This window comes from Bradyrhizobium sp. WYCCWR 12699 (assembly GCF_032144035.1).
GTDB lineage: Bacteria > Pseudomonadota > Alphaproteobacteria > Rhizobiales > Xanthobacteraceae > Bradyrhizobium.
The window spans coordinates 1-20,630 of sequence record NZ_JAVTJN010000012.1 but is presented as its reverse complement, the minus strand read 5'-3'; the positions used below and the strand labels follow the sequence as shown (position 1 = coordinate 20,630).

Genomic DNA, 20,630 nt, shown 5'->3' with positions numbered 1-20,630 from the left:
CCTAGGCCTCGAAATTGCCGGCGCGGAAATCCATCGCGAAGGCCGGCGATGCCTTCCACTTGATCGATTTCGGCTTGGCCGTGAAGGTCGCGTTCTGGTGCAGCACCGTGTAGGCGGGGTCCTCGCGCTCGGCGATCTCCAGCATGCGGCGGAACGCCTTCTTGCGCGCCGCGCGGTCGGTCGAGGTCTCCAGGAACTCCGAGAGCTTGTTCAGCTCGGCATTGGTCCATTCGCCGATCTGCTGCTGCTGGCCGTTCGGGCCGTGCTGGGCGACCAGCGAGGAGACCGGATCATTGAAGGCCGCCGAGTTCGACCAGTCGCGCACGGCGCGGGTCGGCGCACGCTCCATGATCTGCGACCAGTTTTCCTTGGTCTCGATCTGGACGTTGAGGCCGACCGATTTCCACATCTCGACCAGCACCTGCGCAGTCGCGACCTGGTTGGTGTAGTAGTTGTTGAGCAGGCGATACGGAATCGGATCACCCTTGTAATTGGCCTGCTTCAACAGATCCTGCGCGAGCTTCGGATCGTAAGCCGGCACGCTCCAGTCGGCATTGAACATGTCGCCGTAGAACTCCCATTGCAGGCCTTTCGGCACGCGGGTTCGGCCGGCCCACAGGCTGTCCACGATGGCCTGGCGGTCGATCGCGTGGGTGAAGGCGCGGCGCACCAGCGGGTTGGCGAGCACGGCGTGGTTTTTGTCGAACACGGTCAGGCGGTGATTGAGGATGGTGCCGCCCTGCACTTCGAACGCGGCATTCTTCTCAATGCCGGCGATCTGGTCCGGCGGGATGTCGCAGGCGAACTGGTATTCGCCCGACAAGAGCCCGTTGATGCGGCTCGCGACCTCAGGCACTTCGAGGAAGCGGATGCGCTTGAGCGGCGGACGGCCGCCCCAATATTCGTCGTGCGCTTCCAGGGTCAGCGACACGTCGGGCTTGAGCTCGACGACCCTGTAGGGACCAGTCGTGACCGGCTTGCGCGCCCAGTCGAGATAGCTCGCAGACTCGTCCCAGGCGCGGCGGTTCATGATGTCGGAGCCGTAGCGCGACAACCGGCCTTCGATCGTGACGTCGGGCGTCGCGTTGTAGAAGCGCACGGTGTATTTATCGACGGCATCGACGCGCACGAGGTCCGGCCAGATGCGGCGCGCGACGGCGGGCACGTCAGGCGGCAGCTCCTTGCCGGGCCGCGGCGTCGGAATCTTCTCGAAGGCCTGGATGGTGGAGCGGCTCTTGGCCTCGGTCTCGCCGAACATGCGCTCGCGGCTGAAGGTGAAGACGACGTCTTCGGCCGTGAGCTCATCGCCATTGTGGAATTTGACGCCCTGGCGCAGCTTCACCTCGACGGTCTGGTCGTCGATGCGGCGCCATTCGGTGGCAAGGCCCGGCACGGCTTCGAGGTTGCCGCGCCAGTTCTTCGAGATCAGGCCTTCCCAGATCGAGGAAAAGAACACGCGCTCGCCGACATTGGACTGCTCGCGCAGCACGTCGAGCACATTCGCGTTGGTGACCTTCTGCACGGCGATCGTCACCGTCGGACGGTTGTCTCCTTGCGCGATGGCAAAGCGCGGCAGCAGGAATGTGCTGGCGGCCGCGCCGCCGGATTTCAGGATGATACGACGGGTAAGTCTGCTCATGGCGGTGATCCCTGCCCTGGATGTTGCGGTTATTCAGCGAGGCCGAGCGCGGCGAGATGGGCTGCGCCGGCGCGGACGTCGTCGTGATTGCGAAGCTCGAGGATCAGGCGCGGGTTCGACGTCAGCCGTCCCAGCGCGCGGAATACGGCGACCCAGGGGATGTTGCCCTCGCCCGGCGCCCAGTGCCGGTCAGCAAAGCCGTCAGTGTCCTGCAGATGCACGTGGGTCAGCATGTCGCCGGCGGTCTCGACGTAATAGTCGACAGGCGGCGCGCCGGTGGAAATGTGGGCGTAATTGGCGTGACCCGTATCGAGCGAGACGCGGACCTTGGCGCTTTCGAGCGCCTTGGCGAGACGCACGCGGTCGCGCGGATCCTTGTCCTCGATGTTCTCGATGACGATTTCGCAACCGATGGTCTCCGCGCGCGCGATCACCTCCGCCAGCGTCGCCTTCACGCGTTCCACGATGTTGGCGCGGTTATCGGGATAAAGATCGAGATTGTTGTGGTCCCAGGTCGTGAACGGCGAATGGATCACCATCTGGGTCGCGCCGAGGAATTCTGCGGCATCCAGGCCTTGAAGCAGGCGCTTGGTCACCGCCTGGCGGATCATGGGATCGTGGCTGTCGATCTTGAAGCCCCAGAACGGGCCGTGGATGCCGAGCCGTCCGGTATGGCCCGACAGCATCTGCTTGATCTCCCCGGCCGTACTGCGCCAGTCGCTGTCCAGAAGATCCGCGCGGAAGAAGTCCTGGATTTCGAGATCGCGCTGCCGCTCCAGAAGCCAGTCGCGATGCGCAGGGATCGATTTGATGGACAATGCGGCGCCCAGCACCGGCTTCGACATGGCTTGCTCCTTGGCCGTCAGCGATGACGGGAGCAGCGCTAGACCAATTCAATGACAGGCCGGTGAAACCTGGGTTCCGGTAGCACTATGAGATGTGGACATCCTGCCGGTCGCGCGCTCTGGATTTAGACGACCGCGCCGCGATGCCGATGTCGAACGACATGGCAATCGGTATTCGTGTCCGTAGTGATCCGGAATGGAATCCTAACCAGCCTTCGCGTACATCGCGGGACATCGATCGGCGGCCACTTCCACGGGCATCACCCTCTGATCGCGCTACATGGGGTTGGGGGACCACATGGGGCGGGGGATTGAAGGCTGGGGCAAGGTGACGAGGTCCGGACTCCTAGGCACTCCGGACCTCGAAACTTTCTAATCGAACGCAGCAACGCGCCGTCCGGTGGGGCATCCGGGCGGCGCGTTGTCGTTTCGGCCTGGTTGTTCGATCAGCGCGTCTGCGGCTCGAGCGTCACGGTGCAGTCGCCCTGCCCTTGCGTCGCGACCACGATGTTGCCTGCGGGGGCACCGAGGGCAATCGGGGCGGACGAGCCGCCGCCGGGCATCTGGACAATCACGCTTAGCGAATCCGTGCGCGCGGTCGAGCCGACGGTCGACGGTTCTGCCTGGGCGACATTGCCCGACGCGTCACGCCGCATGACCTGACAGTTCACGTTGTTGCCCGTCGCGCTGCCGGCGGCGGCCACACTCGACGAGGCAGCGCCGCCGCTCATCTGCGCCCGGGCCCGCGACGGATCGCGCGGCACCTGGCTGACGATGCGATGCGTGCGCGGCTCCACGATGACGACATCGTCCTCCGTGGCGAAATATTCGTAGTCCCGATATTCCGGCTCGATCGAGACGATCTCCGGCGGAACCCGGTAGAGACGGACGCGTGGCGGGATCGTCTCGCCAATCCGGATCGAGATGTTCAGGTTGCGCTCCGGCTGCGCCAGGCGTGTACGACTCACCGTTTCGGAGATCTGCACCTGCTTCTCGGACGTCACCTGGGTCTGCTGATTGACCTGCGTGTTGGTCTGCGTGCTCTGATTGGCTTGATTGGTCTGCGTGCCCGAGGTGGCGGGGGCGGTCTGCGCATTGTTGGTCGGAGCCGTCCGGTTGGTGTCGGTCGCGGTCGCCGGCCGGTTGTTCTGCTGCGCCGGCTGTTGCTCGGCTGCATTGCGCGGCGGCTGGTTATGTTCTTTCTGGTTGGCGGCAGCGCCAGTCCGCTCGTTCTGTTGAGCAGCAGGACCGGTCTTGGATTTCTCGGACTCGGCCGTCGATTTCTGCGGCGCAGACTTGTCCTGCTTGGTCTCGGCGCTGCTCTTGCCGCTGTCGCGGCTCGGCTTGGCGCTCTCGGCCTCGCGGTTGCGATCACGCGCAGGCTCGCGGGATTCTTGTGCCTGATCCTTCGTCTTGGGCTGGTTGCGCTCGGCGGAATTGGCCGGCTGGCGCTTGTCGTCGGCCGCTTCCTGCTTGGCAGCGCCGCCCTTCTCCTCGCGGCCCGCGCCCTGCAGGCGCTCCTGGGCACCTTGTGCGCGCTCCGGGACTCGTTCCTGAACGCGTTCTTGAACGCCGCCGCGCTGGGCAGCGCCCTTCGCCGGTTCTTCGGTTCGGCGCGGCTCATCTCGGCGCTCACCGGGGGCCTGGGCATAGGCCAAGCCGGACGCGAGCATAAGCCCGACGGCCGCAGTCGATAACATCAAGTGTTTACGCATGATCCCTCTCCTCGACAATGTCGCAGCAACAGACGCGAACGCTCTGTCGCGACGAAGGTTCCTCAGAAGGAACGAAGGAGGATGGGGATTACATCGCGTCCTTGAGTGTGAGGCGTGCCGTGAATGTCACGGTGGTCTTGCCGACCAGCGCCATGCCTTCGACCTCGGCGCCGCCGGCGGAATAGTCGCCCGAGAAACCGCAGGTGACCTCCCGGCCGCCGAATGCGAGCGTCCTGCCGACGGCTTCGGTATGCTGATTGACGATCATGTCGCCGCGCCACTTGCCGTTCCGGAACGTGTAGCTGCCGGTGTAGTAGAAGTAGCTGTCGCCGCCCATGATGCGCCCGTCGCAGAGCACGACGACGCCCCGCGCCTGCCCGCGTTTGCCGTCGCGCATCTCGATGTCGAAGATGTAGAGGCCGTTGACGACGCGGGCCTCTTCCTCCGCTTGTGCTCCGGTCCCCGCCGCCATCCGATTATCTCCCCCACCGCTCCGCCGCCTCGATCAGTTCGGCACGTTCCGCTCGAGATCTTCTAGCCATGCCGCCGCGCTCGAATCCGACGGCGCGCGCCAATCGCCGCGGGGCGACAGCGAGCCCCCCGCCGAGACCTTGGGGCCGTTCGGCATCGCCGAGCGCTTGAACTGGCTGAAGGCGAAGAAGCGGCGCAGGAACACCTCGAGCCAGCGCCTGATATCCTTGATGTCATAGGCCTTGCGCCGGTCGTTCGGGAACGCCGGTGGCCATTCGCCCTTGGCCACGTCCTTCCAGGCGTGCTGCGCCATGAAGGCGATCTTGGACGGCCGCATGCCGAAGCGCAGCGTGTAGAACAGGTTGAAATCCTGCAGCTCGTACGGCCCGACCGACGCTTCCGTGCTCTGCGGCTTCTGGCCGGGCTCCACCGGCACCAGCTCCGGCGAGATCTCGGCGACGAGGATCGCGCCGAGTGTGCGGTTGACGTCGTCGCTGAACTGCTTCGAGGAGATCACCCAGCGGATCAAATGCTGGATCAGCGTCTTCGGCACGCCGGCATTGACGTTGTAATGCGCCATCTGGTCGCCGACGCCATAGGTGCACCAGCCGAGCGCGAGTTCGGAGAGATCGCCGGTGCCGATCACGATGCCGCCGTGATGGTTGGCGAGCCGGAATAGATAGTCCGTGCGCAGGCCCGCCTGCACGTTCTCGAAGGTGACGTCGTAGACCTTCTCGCCCCCGCCGAAGGGATGGCCGATGTCCTTCAGCATCTGCGTCGCGGTGGTGCGGATGTCGAGCTCCTGCCAGCTCGTCTGCAACGCCTGCATCAGCGCCAACGCATGGGTTTTGCTCTCGCTGCCGGTGGCAAAGCCCGGCATGGTGTAGGCCAGGATGTTCTCGCGCGGCAGGCCGAGCAGATCGACCGCCTTTGCGGCGACGATCAGGGCGTGGGTGGAATCGAGCCCGCCCGAGACGCCGATCACCACGCGCTTGGTGCCGGTGGCGCGCATGCGCTGCACGAGGCCGGCGACCTGGATGTTGTAGGCCTCGTAGCAATCCTGCTCGAGCAGGCTTTCGTCGCTCGGCACGAATGGAAAGCGCTCGATCTTGCGCAGGAAGCCGACGTCGGCAGATGGCGGCTTCAGCGCGAACGTCACCTTGCGGAAAAACGCCTCGCGCTGGCGGCGATTGTCGTCGAACGTGCCCATCAGCGCACGCTCCTGCCTGAGCAGGTCGAGATCGATGTCGGCAGTGGTGATCTGGCCGCCCTGCCGGAACCGCTCGCCCTCGGCCAGCAGCACGCCGTTCTCGTAGATCGAGGTCTGACCATCCCACGACAGATCCGTGGTCGATTCCCCGGCGCCAGCGGCCGCGTAGACGTAAGCCGCGAGACAGCGCGCCGATGTCGACTGGCACAGCAGCGCGCGCGAGCGCGCCCGGCCGATCGTGATCGGACTGCCCGAGAGATTGATCAGCACGCTCGCGCCCGCAAGCGCGAGCTCGGCGGACGGCGTCACCGGGATCCACATGTCCTCGCAGATCTCGACGCCGATGGTGAGGCCCGGGACGTCTTCGGCCGAAAACAGCAAGTCGACGCCGAACGGTGCATGCAGCCCGCCAAATGAGATCGTCTCTCCGACCATGCCGGCCCCGGAGGCGAAATGCCGGCCCTCGTAGAATTCGCGGTAGGTCGGCAGGTAAGACTTCGGCACCACGCCGAGAACGTTGCCGCGATGGACGACGACAGCGCAATTGTAGATGCGATGGCCAAAGCGCAGCGGCGCGCCGACGACCAGAACCGGCAGCAGACCCGCGGAGGCCTCGACGAGGCCCGCGAGGCCGCGCTCGACCGCATCGAGCAACGGATCCTGCTTGACCAGATCCTCGATCGCATAACCGGAAAGGCACAGCTCGGGAAACACGGCGACCGCCACCGACTGCTCGTGGCAGGCATAGGCCGCCGCCAGCACGGCCTTGGCGTTGGCCGAGGGGTCGGCGACGTGGGACGTGGTGACACAGGCGGCCACGCGCGCAAATCCGTGGGCGTAGATCGAGTGGAAAGTCATCGAGCGCAGTACCTTTGATCTCTTCGCTGCCGAAGCCGTCAGCTCCGGATCATATGTAGCCCATTGGCCGGGTCCCGTGCAGGCCATCCGCCGTCATGCATAACGGATTTGCAGGGCCGCCGGTTCTGCGCCCGCCGAGCTCAGGCGCTGCGGGCCAGCACGCCCGACAGGTCGTCGCGCAGCCATTCGGCGATCCGCGGCCAGGCATGCGCGTGGGTGCGCGCGCCCATGAACAGGCCAAGGTGATTGCTCGGCTCGGAAGCCGCAGCAATGAAGGCCGGCGGTGTGCCGAGGAGACCGGCTGTGGCGAGCGCCTGCACAGCCGGCACGACGTCGTCGTCGAGCCCGGCAAGCAGGAACACCGGCACCTTGACATCCTTCAGATCGACCGTGCGGCCAAGAGCCTTGAAGCTGCCGCCGGCGATCTGGTTCTCCCGGAAGATCCGGTTGACGATCTCCAGATAATAGGTGCCCGGCAGATCGAGCGTCTCCGCGTTCCAGCGCTCGAAGCGCGCGAGCAGCGCCGCGCCCTCCTCGTCCAACAGGTCTCTCTGCAACGCTGCCACGATATCATCACGGTTCGGCGGCTTGGACCACAAGCGAAGCATCTCCCCGCCGCTGACATTGCCGCCGCCGCGCGCGACGAGCTGGTCGTAGACCACGTCCGGCGCGTTACGGGTGAGCCGGGAGAGCGAGGACTCGATCGAGAGGTCGACGGGCGCGCCGACCAGCACCAGCCGCCGCACCTTGGCCGGGAAGCGCGCCGCATAGAGCAGCGACAGCCAGCCGCCCTGGCACAGGCCGACCAGATCGACCGGCGCGCCGATCTCGTCGACGGCGACGTTGAGATCGCCGAGATAGCTGTCGATCGAGAGATAGCGCATGTCAGGTTTGGCTGACCGCCAATCGGTGAGGTAGATCCGGCCGATGCCGCCGTCCTGCAGGGACCCCACCACACTGTGGCCCGGCGCGAAATCGGCGATCAAGGCCCGATGCAGCGCATAGGGCGCACAGACCAGCACTGGCTGACCCGAGCGCTCTCGCGAGCAATCGCGCAGGTGCATCGTCGCGAGCTCCAGCGCAACGCGGTTGGGCGTCGTCCACGGCAGGTTGCTCTCATCCTGCTCGGCCCGGCCGCGCTCGACCCACCAGAAACAAGCGTCCATGGCCAGCCGGGCTGCCGTGAACGGCCAGAGCAGCGGCTCATCAGGAGCGTGATCCGGTCCCCCCGGCTGTTTGCCGATCTTGTCCACCATGACCTTCTCAAGATCCTTATAGAAACGCCTCGAGGCTGACGACGGAGATGCCGAGGTCGCGAAAGCTGCGATGGGCCGCGGCCACCGAGCCGTCGAGATCGATGCCGCGGCAGGCATCCTCGATCACCGCCACCTGCAACCCAGCCTTGCGCGCATCCTCCGCCGAGAAGCGGACGCAGAAATCCAGCGCGAGACCGGCGAGGAAGACGGTCTTCAGCTCACGTTCGCGCAAATAGCCGAGCAGGCCCGTCGGCGTCTGATGATCGTTCTCGAACAATGCCGAATAGGAATCGATGCCGCGGCGAAATCCCTTGCGCACCACCAGGCTCGCCCTGACGACGTCGAGATCGCGATGGAATTCGGCGCCCGAAGTGCCCTGCACGCAATGCGCCGGCCAGAGCACCTGGGTGCCGTAGTCGAGCTCGATCGTCTGGAACGGCTGCTTGCCCGCATGGTTCGACGCGAACGAAACGTGGTCGCGCGGATGCCAGTCCTGGGTCAGCACCACATTGGCGAATTTTTGGGCGATCCGGTTGATGGCGGGGACGACCTTCTCACCGCCGGGAACGGCAAGCGCTCCGCCGGAGCAGAAGTCGTTCTGCACGTCGATCGCCAGCAGCACGTCGCGGTTGGAAATCTTCATCGCCTGTCTCATTCGATGTGCCCGGCGCGCCTGCGCCAGGACAAGCTGTCTGAGTGTCGGTCTTCCCGCGCAGCTTCGCAACCGCCGGCACCGTGCAAAGCCTGCGCGAATTGGTCACCGGAGGACCGCAAGGATGCAACGCTTTGGCCTCGTCCGTGTTGACTAGGCGCACCCGAGGGCGGATTCTCGCACTGTTCGCGCAGGCGGATCGGGTCGAAAAGTGGAGGACAGGGGTGCCGCGGCCGCAAGGCGGGGGCAGCCACGAGGGCGGCATGAATATCGGCAAGACAGGACAGATTCTTCTCGCCGATATCGGCGGCACCAATGCGCGCTTCGCGCTGAGCCGGAGCGAATTGGCTCAAGGCGATCAAGACGGACCGATCGAGTATGTGAAGGTTGCCGACTTCCCGACCGTCCGGGAGGCCATCGCGGACGTCCTGGCGCGCCGGGCCGGTGGCGAGCAGCCCCGCAGGGCCGTGCTGGCCGTGGCGGGTCCCGTCACCAACAACCGCTGCGTCATGACCAACAGTCCCTGGGTCATCGACGGCAACGAGCTGCAGCCGGCCCTGGGCTTCGAGAGCGTCCACGTGCTCAACGATTTCGAGGTGGTGGCCTGGTCCCTGCCCGCCTTGCAGCCTGCCGATCTGATCTCGCTCGGCGGCCAGGAGGGCCTGCCCGGAGAGCCCTTGCTGGTGGTCGGACCTGGAACCGGCTTTGGCGTCTCCTGTCTGGTCGAACGGCATGGCGCGCGCCTCGCCGTTGTCACCGAAGCCGGACACGCGACCCTGCCGGCGGAGAACGAGCGCGAGGAACGCGTGATCGCGTGCTTGCGCCGACGTCTCGGCCACGTCTCGATCGAGCGTGGCGCGCTCTCGGGTTCCGGACTACAGAATCTCTACGAAGCCTTGGCGGAGGTCGACGGCGCTCAGGTGCCGCATCGCGACGCTGCCGCCATCACCAAAGCCGCCCTCGAAGGCAGTTGTCCCGTCAGCCGCGCCACGCTCGATATGTTCTGCGCCATCCTCGGCTCGGTCGCCGGCAATCTCGCGGTGACGTTCGGCGCCCGCGGTGGCGTCTATATTGCCGGCGGAATCGTCCCGCGCTTTCCCGAGTTTCTGATGGACTCCCCGTTCCGGGCACGTTTCGAAGCCAAGGGCCGGTTCCAGGACTATTTGCGCAACATTCCGACCAGGCTGGTGACCAAGCCCGATGCCAGCTTCGTCGGCCTGAAGATGTTTGCCGATTCCAATCTGGATTAAGATCAGGTTATCGGTCCTGCTTCCGGTTCCAGCAATTCACAGCTGAATGCGGTGCACGCGTGGTTCCCCAGGGGATCCTGCTTGCGTGCGTGTTCCAGATGAGAAACAATCCTGCCTTGTGTGTGGCGTGGTTGCGGGGGCGTAACATGCGTAAGCAGGATTTCGGTTTCGACTATCACCGCTATCATCGCCTGCTGAGCGAGGCGGATGACGAAAACAAGCGGCTGGCCCTGATCGACCTCCTGATCGAGGAAAAGGCGCGAGACCGGCTGGCCGCCCAGCGCGCTTCAGACCGCGCGGCCATGACGGCCCACACCATTGCCACGGTGCTGAAGAACGGCCGCAACTGAGACTTGCAGTCCGGCCGGGGCCGATGAGAACGCGGGATTGGATTGCGACTCCGTTAACGACGCCTCGCAATCTCACGTCAAACTTTTTGCTCTAGAAGTTCCCTCACCTGATGCAATTCAGGATCAACAAGGGGGCAATGAACATGAGCATGATTTCGATCGCCGCGATGCCGGCCGTCGTCGAAACGCGTTTCGCCGATTCGTCCTTCAAGACCATCTTGCTGTTCTGCTGCACGGGCCTGGTCGCCTCGTTCGGCCTGATGGCACATGGCATCGACCTCGGTGCCGGCCTGATGTGAGATCGCGACAAGATCCGTCGCCAAATGGCCGCCCCAAAAGGGCGGCCATTTTCGTTGGCGGCGTTCTCGCCATAACTTAATGCGGCGCGTTGACCGGCGCTCCCGGAAACATCGAATCGATCATCGCCTTGAGCTGATCCATGGCGATCGGCTTGCGCAGGATCGGCCGGCGCCGGAGCAAGGACGGCAGCAATTCCGGTCCGTAACCGGTGGCGAACAGAAACGGCTTTCCGCGACGTTCGATCAGATCGGCGACGGGATCGACGTAGACGCCCATGAGATTGATGTCGAGGATCGCCAGATCGTATTGCGCGGTCATGGCGAACGCGCTCGCGTCCCGTACATTGTCCGCTTCCGCGACGACGTGGTGGCCGAGTTCCACCACCATGTCGGCGATCATCATCCGGATCAACGCCTCGTCTTCGACCAGGAAAACGGAGAGTCCGTCCGCCATATCAACCCCGCAGTCAGCCTTGCGAAGCTAACCATACATCAATTGCGGAAAGGATTCACGAAATCGTGGCGGGCGCCGTTACGCGCCCGATCCGATTCAACTTGATCAATCCAATCCGCGCTCGTGGCTCAGGCGCACCATCTCCTGAATGAAGACCTGCTTCTGCTTGTCGTCGAGGCTCGAAAACAGCGGCTCGGCGGCATCCGCGACATTGCGCTGATCGGCGGCCCGGTCGATCAGGAATTGCGACTCGTTGCGCATCTGCTCGATGATGTCGTCGGGCGGATCCCGCTTAGCGCGCGCGACCCGCAAGTTGAGCCGCTCCGCGCCATTATGCCCCAGGTAGTGCATAGCGCTCGAAAAGCCGTACCAGTGCTTCTCCTGATCGGGCGTGAGATTCAGCTCGGTCTTGATCCGCTCGATATAGGCATCGCTGTTGGCGACGATCTGTTCGGCGGTCTGCTGCGGCGCGCCAGGCTGGGTGAGGACCGTGACGTCCTTATTGTCTTTGCCTTGATTGTCCTTGCCTTGCGGTGCGTTCTTCGCCTCCTTGCTCGCCTTGGAGCCCTTGCCCGCTTTGGCCCCCTTGGCATCCTTGTCCTTGGCGGCGCCCTGCTTGGCGTCCTTGCCCGCATCCTTGCTGGCGTCCTTGGCGGCCGGGGCCTGATTGCCATTGTTGTTGCCGACGCCGAGCACACCGGTGAAAACGCCAACCACGCCGCCAATTGCGCCGCCCAGCACGCCACCGACCGGACCTGCCGCCTTGTTGCCGGCCGCCGCACCATCCTGAACTCCCTTGACCAAACCTTGGGCATTGGACACCGCGGAGGCACCGAGCAGCAGCGCGAGCACGGCCCCCAGCGCGAAGCATCGCCGCATGTGAAGCCGCGCTGACGGCGCCGGGTTGATCATTCTCGTCTCCATCCTCGATCTGACTCGCCTGTTGGGCAGCCGGGCCGCCCGCCGCAACTCTATCGTTTCCGCCGCTTCGCGGTCCAGCCGCAGCCAATTGCTGTCCACGCTGGAAAAGTCTTTCGCGCGAAGCGTTTATGCAGGCTTATTCGAAACTGCGGCGTAATTGCGCACGGCGCGGTCCTGGCCGGTTCATGCCAAGTGTGCGTCGCAAAAACATGCGCGCAGCTCACGACCGGCACAGCACGCCGACCTTCCGGGACACAACGTTAGTTCTAGGCGCGAGCCGTTCGGCTTTCTCGACAGACGCGATCAATCATGATCTGATCGCGCTACCAATTTGCTGCGGCTTTCGTGAATTGCCATGTGGGCCGACGGCATCAATAAGAAAATCGAACAGCAAGAAACTCGGAAAAGAAGTTTTAGAGGAAACTCCAACAACAAACACCCAGGCGAGGAAACGAGATGTCACGCAAGAGACTGACGCGACGTCAATTTGTGGCTGCCACTGCAATGTCCTCCGCGGCGCTGATCACAGCGCCCTATGTCCGGCGCGCCAACGCCGCCGGCAAACTCTCGATCGGCTTCTGGGACCATTGGGTGCCAGGCGCCAACAAGGCCTCGACCGATCTGGTCAATGAATGGGCTGCGAAAGAGAAGGTCGAAGTTACGATCGACTACATCCCAAGCCAGGGCAACAAGAACCTGCTGACCATTGCCGCCGAAGCGCAGGCAAAGTCTGGCCATGATATTTTCGCGATGCCAACGTGGTGGGCGCATTCCAATGCCGACCAATTGGAGGACGTTGCCGACATCATGGGGCCGATCATCGCTGAGAACGGCGAGGTGAACGGCACAGCCAAGTATCTGGGCACTGCCGGGAGCAAATGGCTCGGGGTTCCGGCCTGCGTCGGCAGTCAGATCAAGGGTCCCTGCTCTCGCATCGATCTGATGAAGAAGCACGCGGGAATCGACGTCCAGGAGATGTATCCGGCCGGTTCTGAACCAAAGGCCGACAACTGGACGCTGGAAACATTCCTGAAGGCTGCCGAAGCCTGTCACAAGGCCGGCTTCCCGTTCGGCATCGGCCTCGGCGAGACCACCGACAACGTCGATACCGCGGGCGCGATTTTCCTTTCGTTCGGCGCCCAGCTCGTCGACGCCAAGGGCAATCTCACCGTCAAGACCGACGCGGTTCGTCAGGCACTCGACTTCTACAAGAAGCTGATCGGCTTCCTGCCGCCCGACGTCGCGGCTTGGGACGACGCTTCCAACAACAAATGGCTGGTCTCCGGCAGGGGCGCGATGATCATGAACCCGCCGAGCGCCTGGGCCGTCGCCAAACGCGACGCGCCGCAGGTCGCGGAGCAGTGCTGGACTCACGGATTCCCGGCCGGGCCGAAGGGGCGCTTTGCACCCTACCTGCCGTATTTCTGGAGCATATGGAACTTCTCCAAGAACAAGGAGGCAGCGAAGAGCCTCCTCATCGCATTGTCGAAGCCGGCATCCATCGAAAAGATGGTCACGGCCAGCGGCGGCTACGATTTGCCGGCGTATGAGAAGCTGACCACGCTGAAGGTTTGGCAGGAAGAGGGCCCGCCGAAAGGGACACTCTTCCACTATCCAAATCCCTACAAGCATCAGACGCTGTCGATCGCAGCCTCTCCCGCGCCGCCGAAGATCGCCCAGCAGATCTATGCGCAGGCCACACTCACCAAGATGTGCCTGCGGTATCATCAGGGCGAAGCGATGGAAAAGACGCTCGCCTGGGCCGAAGGCGAGTGCGAAGGCTTCATGCGGAGCTAGGCCGGAAAGCGGAGCTAGGCGGAAGGCTCGCCGCGACGGCCTTAGGCTGTTTGCGGCGAAGCCTCCGGCTCACTCACTGGCGAGAGCCGACAGCTTCGGCTCTCGAACCTTCCAAAAAGTCGGGTTCACTGACCAAACCGCGCAAGGAAATGCATCATGGCGGATGTCGCATTGCAGCCGGACAGGGTTGGCGTAGCGCAACCGGCGCGAAAACGATCCAGTCTGCAAAAAGCGCTCAAACGCAAATCGACTGCGGCGTTCCTGATGACGCTGCCGCTGATCATCCTCATCACGCTTCTCGTGCTTTATCCTGCGTTCTACTCGCTTCATCTGGCGACCCTCAACAAGTCGATGCAGAGGTTCGTCGGGCTTGGCAACTTCGAGTTCCTGTTCAAGCGCGACACGTTCTGGCTGGTCGTCAAGCAATCTTGCATCTTCGCGATCACCGCTGTTCTGTTCAAGGCGCTGATCGGGTTCATTGTCGCCCACTTCGTCCATAACATTCCGGCCAAAGGCCAGCGCAAATGGCGCGGCATGCTGCTGGTGCCTTGGGTGATCCCGCCCGCGATGAGCACGCTCGCATGGCTGTGGTTGTTCGATCCCTCCTACTCGGCGTTCAACTATACGCTGTCGTTTTTCGGAATCGGACCGATCCCGTGGACGGGCGACGCCGCCTGGGCGCGCTTCTCCGTCATTCTGGTCAACGTCTGGTACGGCGCACCGTTCTTCATGATCATGTATCTGGCGTCCCTCAAATCGGTGCCCGACCAGCTCTATGAAGCCGCGGCGATCGACGGCGCCAATTGGTGGCAGCGCATCTGGTACGTCACACTGCCGATGATGCGCAACATCATCGCGATCACGACGCTGTTCTCGCTGATCGTGACCTTCGCCAATTTCGACATCGTACGAATCCTGACCGCCGGTGGCCCTCTCGACCACACCCATATCTTTGCCACCTGGGCCTTCAGGATCGGCATCGAAGGAAGCGATATTCCGCTTGGCGCCAGCGTCTCCCTGTTCATGGTGCCCATACTGGCGGTCGCAGCGATATTCATCCTGCGGGATGTCAACAAGCGCGGGAATGAAGCCTGATGAGCTCAGTCACGATAGACAAGGCCGCGCCGACGCGTACGGTCAAATATGGAAGCATGAGCCGCGACCGCAAATGGGCGCTGCGATGGTCGTATTTCTTTCTGACGCTGTTTGCGATCTTCTCGCTGCTGCCGCCGATCTACATGCTGATCACCTCGCTCAAGAGCAGCGCCGAAATCTCGGCGGCGACCAATCCATGGTGGGTTTTCCACCCGACTCTTGAGAACTATGTCGGCCTGCTGACGTCGAACCAGTTCCTGCGGTTCTTCTGGAATTCCGCGCTGGTCTCGATTTTCGTCGTCACCATCACGATGCTGATCAGCGTGCCGGCGGCATTTGCGCTGGCGCGGATGCGGTTCTGGGGTTCGGCTACGCTCGCGACCGGAGTGTTCCTGACCTACCTCATCCCGGACAGCCTGTTGTTCATACCGTTGTTCAAGGTGTTTGCCCTGTTCGGCGACTGGACCGGCATCCAGCTCATCAATCGCTGGTACGTGCTGCTCTTCATCTATCCGACTCTGACGGTGCCGTTCTGCACCTGGATCATGATCGGGTACTTCGCCTCGATTCCCAAGGAGCTTGACGAGGCCGCCATCATCGACGGCGCGTCCTGGTTCCAGACGCTGACGCGCATCTTCATTCCGGTGGCGCTCCCTGGGTTGATCGCCGCGACCATCTTCGCCTTTACGGTGTCGTGGGCGCAATTCCTCTATCCGCTCGTGTTCACGACCTCCACGGACCAACTCGTGCTGCCGGTCGGCATCATCACGACGCTGATCAAGGGCGACGTGTTCAACTGGGGACAGATCATGACCGGGGCGCTGCTCGGCGCGGCGCCGCCGCTAATCATCTACGCATTCCTGATGGATTACTACATTGCCGGCCTGACCGCCGGTGCGACAAAGGGTTGATATCTCATGGCTGACGTTGCTTTGCGGAAGGTAGTTAAGCGTTACGACGACGTCGAAGCCGTGCGCGGCATCGATCTCGACATCGCAGACCATGAGTTCATCGTGCTGGTCGGTCCCTCCGGCTGCGGCAAGTCGACGACGCTGCGCATGATCGCGGGGCTCGAGGACATCAGCGACGGCGACATCATGATCGGCGGCGACGTCGTCAACGACGTGCCGCCGAAGGACCGCGACATCGCGATGGTGTTCCAGAACTACGCACTCTATCCGCACATGACGGTCGCGGAGAACATGTCCTTCGGGCTGCGCCTGAAGCATTATCCCAAGGCCGAAATCACGGCGCGGGTGACGGAGGCCGCCCGCCTCCTCGACATCACCGACCTGATCGACCGCAAGCCGAAGCAGCTCTCCGGCGGCCAGCGCCAGCGCGTCGCGATGGGCCGGGCCATCGTGCGCAACCCAAAAGTCTTCTTGTTCGACGAGCCGCTGTCCAATCTCGACGCCAAGCTCCGCGTGCAGATGCGGATCGAGATCAAGAAGGTGCATCAGAAGGTGCGCACCACCACCGTCTACGTCACCCACGACCAGGTCGAGGCGATGACCCTGGCCGACCGTGTCGTGGTGATGAACAAGGGGCGGATCGAGCAGATCGGCACGCCTAACGAGCTCTATCACAAGCCAGCCACACGCTTCGTCGCCGGCTTCATCGGCTCGCCCGCGATGAACTTCATCCCGTGCCGGCTCGAGGATGTCGCCGGTACGCTGCAGATCCGCCTCACCGACCGCATCGCCTTCGCGCTGCCGCCGGCCCGGGCCGCGCGCTACAACGCGCTGCCGCGCACCGAGAAGCTGCTGCTCGGCCTCCGGCCCGAGCATCTCACCGAGGCGCACGCGCATCTCGAGCCCGGCGTTGAGACCTTCGACACCGTGCTCGACGTCACCGAGCCGATGGGAATGGAGACGCTGGTCTATTTCGGGCTCGAGGGCACGCCGGTTTGCGGCCGTGTCAATCCCAATGCCGGCGCCAAAGACGGGGCACCCATGCGTTTGGCGATGGACCTCAACAATATGCACCTGCTAAACGAGGCGACCGGCGTCGTGTTGTAACGCCGGTCCAAGAAACTCGCGCAGGCAGGGGACAATGGCGACCAACAAGAAGAAAATTTTCGTTACGCAAACTTTGTCGCAAGGGGCACGCGCCCTCCTCACCCAGCGCGACGATATCGAGCTCGTCGAGTTTCCGAACCTGATCTCGGCGAAAGACTTCGAGGCCTTGCTGAAGAGCCATGCGCCGGTCCACGGTGTCGCGCTCGGCGCCACCGCCTTCGGCGAGACCGAGCTCGAAGCGTCGAAAGACATGAAGGTAGTGACCCGCATCGGTGTCGGCTACGACGCCGTCGACGTGCCCGCCCTCTCCCGCCGCAAGGTGCCGCTGATGGTCGCGGGCAGCGCAAACTCGCCCTCGGTTGCGGAGGCGGCGCTGTTCATGATGCTGACGCTGGCCAAGCGCGCGCAGGAGCTGCATGCCTGCGTCAAGGACGGCAAATGGGCCGACCGGCTAGGCATGCTGCCATTCGATCTCTACGGCAAGACCCTGCTGGTCATCGGCTTCGGCCGCATCGGCAGCCGTACCGCCAAGCGCTGCCTGGCATTGGAAATGAAGGTGCAGGTCTACGATCCCTACAAGCCTGCCGCGGAGATCAAGGCCGCGGGCTGCGAGCCCGTCGCCGACCTCGATGCCGCGCTGCCTCATGCCGATTTCGTCACCATCCACTGCCCGAAGACGCCGGAGACGATCGGCCTGTTCGATGCTGACAGGATCGGCCGGATGAAGCCGAGATCCTATCTCGTCAACACCGCACGCGGCGGTATCGTGAAGGAAGCGGCGCTCTACGACGCCCTGGTCTCCGGCAAGCTCGCCGGCGCCGGCATCGACGTGTTCGAGGTGGAGCCGCCGCCGGTCAGCAACGCGCTGTTCGCCCTGCCCAACGTCATCATCGCCCCGCATGTCGCGGGCGTCACGGTCGAGGCGGTCCAGCGCATGAGCGAGCAGACCGCGCGCAACATCCTGAGTGTGCTGGACGGCGATCCGATCCGGCAGAACGTGATCAATCAGGACGTGCTGGGCTGAGCCGAGCTCCGGGCGGGCGAAGCAAGGGCCCGCCTTCGGAACGCCAGAAAGCGTCCCATTTTGGTGCAGATCGAGCCCCAACTCAGCCTTAATCAAACGCACGTAATAAGCGAGGCCGCGGCGGCAGTGAGACAAAACTAGCCGGCCGCGTCGAGCTGGAGGATGGACCCTTGTCAGAGATCGACCCGACCGACCACGCGCTGGCGACCATCGCCAGCATTTTGGAGAACCCCGAGCCCGTCCTCGTGGTCCGCCAGACCGAGACCGAAGTGGTCCGTCACACCGAGACCGAAATCGTGGTCGCTGGAGACCGTGGGCATCTGGCTTCCGATGAGCAGGCAGTGATCGACGAGCAGCCGGCTCTCGAACAACATCCTGTTGTCGAGGAGCAGCCGCTGGTGCCGGAGCACACCGATGCCGACGGCTACAGCAAGGTGGGGCCCGGCCCGATGGTGGCGATCCGTCTCAAATGGACAGTCCATCGCGGCGATGACGGCCAGTATTACGTCCACGAGACCATCGGCGAGCAATCCGCGCCCGTGGTCAGCGGCCCCATGACGAGCGAGGCCGCGGTGCATTTCGTCGACACCCAGGAAGACGAGGCGCAGCGGCGCTTCGAGCTGCTGCGCAGCGAGATCGCCGGCCGCAGCTCACTTGCCGATTACGAGCGCAAGGGCGAAGCCTAGCGCTGCCGCCTTTCTCCGTGCACCTCTCCCCGCTGGGAGAGTGCACGCCAAGCCTCTATTTTCTTCCGAGATAATCCTTCTTCACGAGCTCGACGCCGGCGTGTCGTAACAGGTCGTAGGCGGTCGTGACGTGAAAGAAGAACTGCGGGACGCTGAAGGTCAGCAGCAGCGTCCGCCCTGTGAAGGGCAGCTCGGTCCCGTTCTTCAGCTTGAAGAAGACATTGCGCTCCGCCGCCGCCTCGATCTCCGCGCGGGGCAGGCTTCCAATGAACTCGAGCGAGGTCGCGATGCGCGCCTGAAGCCCGGCCATGTCGTGCTCCAGTGCCGGCAGCGCCACCGGCTCGCACTCTGCCAGCAAGGCCGGCGCGACAGTGGCGTGGCGGCAGGCCTCGCCGACCTGCTGCGCCAAATCGTACATGTTCGGCGCAAGGCGCATGCCGAGCAGGACCGCCGGGTTGAACTTGCGGGCCTCCGCATAGGCGACACCCTTGTCGAGCAGGGCCGACAGGTTACGCAAGTACGGCACGAAGAGGCCGACCGAGGCCTCGTGCATCGAGATTGTCACGTCGAGATTCCTTTCAATTTCGCCTCGCCAGAAGCTCCCATCTGGTCTAAATCCACGCCGTAAAGAGCTGCACAATGACAGCTTGCGCAGGGGTGGAGAAGAGATGATCGTTCGAATCGCATTGGCTATGGCCGTCGCACTGCTGGCAACCCTTTCGGCCCATGCGCAGCAGGCGCCCTCGCGCCTGGATGAGATCGTCAAGCGCGGCACCTTGCGCGTCGGCATGACCGGCGACTACAAGCCCTTCACCTATCTGGACAAGGCGACGCAGAAATTCAGCGGCTTCGACGTCGACATGGCGGAGGCGCTCGGCAAGGCGCTCGGGGTCAAGGTCGAGTTCGTGCCGACCGCCTGGCCGAAGCTGATGAAGGATTTCGAGGCCGATCAGTTCGACATCGCGATGGGCGGCGTCTCGGTCACGCTCGACCGACAGAAGAAGGGCTTTTTCTCGGCGCCGATCATGCGCGAGGGCAAGACGCCGATCGCCCGCTGCGCCGACGTCGGCAAGTACCAGAGCATCGCCGACATCGACAAGAAGGGCACTCGCGTCATCGTCAATCCCGGCGGCACCAACGAACGCTTCGCACGCGCCAACATCAAGGACGCCGACATCACCGTCTTCCCCGACAACACCGTGATTTTCGACGAGATCGCCAAGGGCAATGCCGATCTCATGATGACGGACGCCTCGGAGACGCGCTACCAGCAGAAGCAGCATCAGGGCGTGCTGTGCGCCGTGCATCCGGAAAAGCCGTTCGATTTTTCCGAGAAGGCCTACTGGCTGCAGCGCGACATGGCGCTGAAGGCCTTCGTCGACCAGTGGCTGCACATTTCCATGGAAGACGGCAGCTACAGGAAGATCTACGCCGCCTGGTTCGATTAGAGCGAACTCAAGGACCGGTCGCGTCAGGACAGACCAGGTGACGCGAGGAGCCGGAATCCCGTTCCGACTGCGGTGGAACGGCGCTTCCGGCCGCGTCCTCCTTTCGCTTGCCCCGGCCCAACTTTGGACGGGCCCTTGGCCTATTGAACCCGAAACCGCAGGACGGCGACTCATACCGTGACAGTGATCTAGATCACGTTTTGGAATGCCGCCGGTGCGTAAGCCGTCGGTACGGGGACCACCTGTTCAGGAGATGGAAATGAGGAAGCTGTTGGCCGCGGCCGCATTCCTTTTGGCGAGCACCGCTGCGCAGGCGCAGTACACTTTCGAATATGGCGGGCGCACCATTCGCATCGACCCGGACCGCGGCACGGTGCAAATCCCCGGCGTATACGACAACACCGCCCAGCCCAAGGCCAAGAAGGCCAAGAAGAACGAGGCGTCTCCGGGCCCGCAGCCGCCACAGCAGGCCACGGTCGAGCCGCAAGCGCCGGCCGCGCCAGCCCCCGCGCCCGTCACCACACCGCCCGCCGCCGCCGTGCAGGCGCCCGCACCTACTGCCGCAGCCCCACCGCCGGCTCCGCCTGCGGCGGCAACGGCCAGCAACGCGCCGGCCGAGACGGCCGTGTTGCCGCCGGCCGC

General features: G+C 63.8%; 20 protein-coding genes and 1 pseudogene. 11 read left to right on the top strand and 10 right to left on the bottom strand.

Annotation, left to right across the window (positions count from 1 at the left end):
• Position 1: 1 nt before the first annotated feature.
• The 7 genes from RPS27_RS08675 to pncA all read right to left on the bottom strand — a co-directional run bounded on the left by RPS27_RS08675 (position 2) and on the right by pncA (position 8,649).
• Complete coding sequence (locus RPS27_RS08675; protein WP_212068642.1) at positions 2-1,639, bottom strand: ABC transporter substrate-binding protein; 1,638 nt, start codon at positions 1,637-1,639, stop codon at positions 2-4.
• Between the two features lie 29 nt (positions 1,640-1,668).
• A complete protein-coding gene (locus RPS27_RS08670) occupies positions 1,669-2,484 on the bottom strand; it encodes a sugar phosphate isomerase/epimerase (RefSeq protein ID WP_211417016.1) in 816 nt (271 codons plus the stop codon).
• 446 nt (positions 2,485-2,930) lie between these two features.
• Positions 2,931-4,199, bottom strand: a complete 1,269-nt coding sequence (locus RPS27_RS08665; RefSeq protein ID WP_313753960.1) for a DUF1236 domain-containing protein — start codon at positions 4,197-4,199, stop codon at positions 2,931-2,933.
• An 88-nt stretch (positions 4,200-4,287) separates the two neighbouring features.
• On the bottom strand, positions 4,288-4,671 hold the full coding sequence (locus RPS27_RS08660; protein ID WP_212068640.1) for a GrlR family regulatory protein: 384 nt from the start codon (positions 4,669-4,671) through the stop codon (positions 4,288-4,290).
• Between the two features lie 33 nt (positions 4,672-4,704).
• Positions 4,705-6,738 carry an NAD(+) synthase gene (locus tag RPS27_RS08655; protein ID WP_212068639.1) on the bottom strand — a complete coding sequence of 678 codons (2,034 nt, stop codon included), beginning with the start codon at positions 6,736-6,738 and terminating at the stop codon, positions 4,705-4,707.
• Between the two features lie 140 nt (positions 6,739-6,878).
• Positions 6,879-7,994, bottom strand: a complete 1,116-nt coding sequence (locus RPS27_RS08650) for an alpha/beta fold hydrolase (protein ID WP_212068638.1) — start codon at positions 7,992-7,994, stop codon at positions 6,879-6,881.
• Between the two features lie 16 nt (positions 7,995-8,010).
• Positions 8,011-8,649 carry a bifunctional nicotinamidase/pyrazinamidase gene (gene pncA / locus RPS27_RS08645; RefSeq protein WP_212068637.1) on the bottom strand — a complete coding sequence of 213 codons (639 nt, stop codon included), beginning with the start codon at positions 8,647-8,649 and terminating at the stop codon, positions 8,011-8,013.
• 260 nt (positions 8,650-8,909) lie between these two features.
• On the opposite strand from pncA, the gene glk reads away from it, so the two are divergent.
• The 3 genes from glk (at position 8,910) to RPS27_RS08630 (ending at position 10,545) form a co-directional block, all read left to right on the top strand.
• Complete coding sequence (glk, locus tag RPS27_RS08640) at positions 8,910-9,896, top strand: glucokinase (protein WP_212068684.1); 987 nt, start codon at positions 8,910-8,912, stop codon at positions 9,894-9,896.
• Positions 9,897-10,042: 146 nt separating this feature from the next.
• Positions 10,043-10,246, top strand: a complete 204-nt coding sequence (locus RPS27_RS08635) for a hypothetical protein (protein ID WP_211417010.1) — start codon at positions 10,043-10,045, stop codon at positions 10,244-10,246.
• A gap of 143 nt (positions 10,247-10,389) precedes the next feature.
• Entirely contained in the window at positions 10,390-10,545 is a 156-nt protein-coding gene (locus RPS27_RS08630; RefSeq protein WP_211417009.1) for a hypothetical protein, read from the top strand.
• Positions 10,546-10,621: 76 nt separating this feature from the next.
• On the opposite strand, the gene RPS27_RS08625 is transcribed toward RPS27_RS08630, so the two are convergent.
• Entirely contained in the window at positions 10,622-10,999 is a 378-nt protein-coding gene (locus tag RPS27_RS08625; RefSeq protein ID WP_211417008.1) for a response regulator, read from the bottom strand.
• A gap of 105 nt (positions 11,000-11,104) precedes the next feature.
• Complete coding sequence (locus RPS27_RS08620; RefSeq protein WP_211417007.1) at positions 11,105-11,911, bottom strand: Spy/CpxP family protein refolding chaperone; 807 nt, start codon at positions 11,909-11,911, stop codon at positions 11,105-11,107.
• 465 nt (positions 11,912-12,376) lie between these two features.
• Between RPS27_RS08620 and RPS27_RS08615 the strand changes: the two genes are divergently transcribed.
• From RPS27_RS08615 to RPS27_RS08590, 6 genes are all read left to right on the top strand, one after another.
• On the top strand, positions 12,377-13,717 hold the full coding sequence (locus RPS27_RS08615) for an ABC transporter substrate-binding protein (RefSeq protein ID WP_212068636.1): 1,341 nt from the start codon (positions 12,377-12,379) through the stop codon (positions 13,715-13,717).
• A 156-nt stretch (positions 13,718-13,873) separates the two neighbouring features.
• Positions 13,874-14,812, top strand: coding sequence for a carbohydrate ABC transporter permease (locus tag RPS27_RS08610; RefSeq protein ID WP_211417005.1), 939 nt, complete (start codon positions 13,874-13,876; stop codon positions 14,810-14,812).
• A complete protein-coding gene (locus tag RPS27_RS08605) occupies positions 14,812-15,723 on the top strand; it encodes a carbohydrate ABC transporter permease (RefSeq protein WP_025036339.1) in 912 nt (303 codons plus the stop codon). The genes RPS27_RS08610 and RPS27_RS08605 overlap by 1 nt, the downstream gene beginning before the upstream one ends.
• 6 nt (positions 15,724-15,729) lie before the next feature.
• The gene (locus RPS27_RS08600; protein WP_211417004.1) at positions 15,730-16,830 is read left to right on the top strand and encodes an ABC transporter ATP-binding protein; all 1,101 of its coding nucleotides are present in this window, start codon (positions 15,730-15,732) and stop codon (positions 16,828-16,830) included.
• A gap of 34 nt (positions 16,831-16,864) precedes the next feature.
• Positions 16,865-17,854 (top strand): hydroxyacid dehydrogenase, encoded by a 990-nt coding sequence (locus RPS27_RS08595; RefSeq protein ID WP_212068635.1) that lies wholly within the window; start codon positions 16,865-16,867, stop codon positions 17,852-17,854.
• A 170-nt stretch (positions 17,855-18,024) separates the two neighbouring features.
• Positions 18,025-18,540 (top strand): hypothetical protein, encoded by a 516-nt coding sequence (locus RPS27_RS08590; protein WP_211417002.1) that lies wholly within the window; start codon positions 18,025-18,027, stop codon positions 18,538-18,540.
• Between the two features lie 55 nt (positions 18,541-18,595).
• Here the strand turns inward: RPS27_RS08590 and RPS27_RS08585 are convergent, their stop codons facing one another.
• On the bottom strand, positions 18,596-19,093 hold the full coding sequence (locus tag RPS27_RS08585) for a DUF1993 family protein (RefSeq protein WP_212068683.1): 498 nt from the start codon (positions 19,091-19,093) through the stop codon (positions 18,596-18,598).
• A 115-nt stretch (positions 19,094-19,208) separates the two neighbouring features.
• Here RPS27_RS08585 and RPS27_RS08580 point away from each other — a divergent pair, with 115 nt between their 5' ends.
• Together RPS27_RS08580 and RPS27_RS08575 are read left to right on the top strand one after the other, a co-directional pair.
• Positions 19,209-19,988, top strand: a complete 780-nt coding sequence (locus RPS27_RS08580; RefSeq protein WP_212068634.1) for a transporter substrate-binding domain-containing protein — start codon at positions 19,209-19,211, stop codon at positions 19,986-19,988.
• A 259-nt stretch (positions 19,989-20,247) separates the two neighbouring features.
• A pseudogene (locus RPS27_RS08575) lies at positions 20,248-20,630 on the top strand (DUF2147 domain-containing protein); the annotation flags it as partial.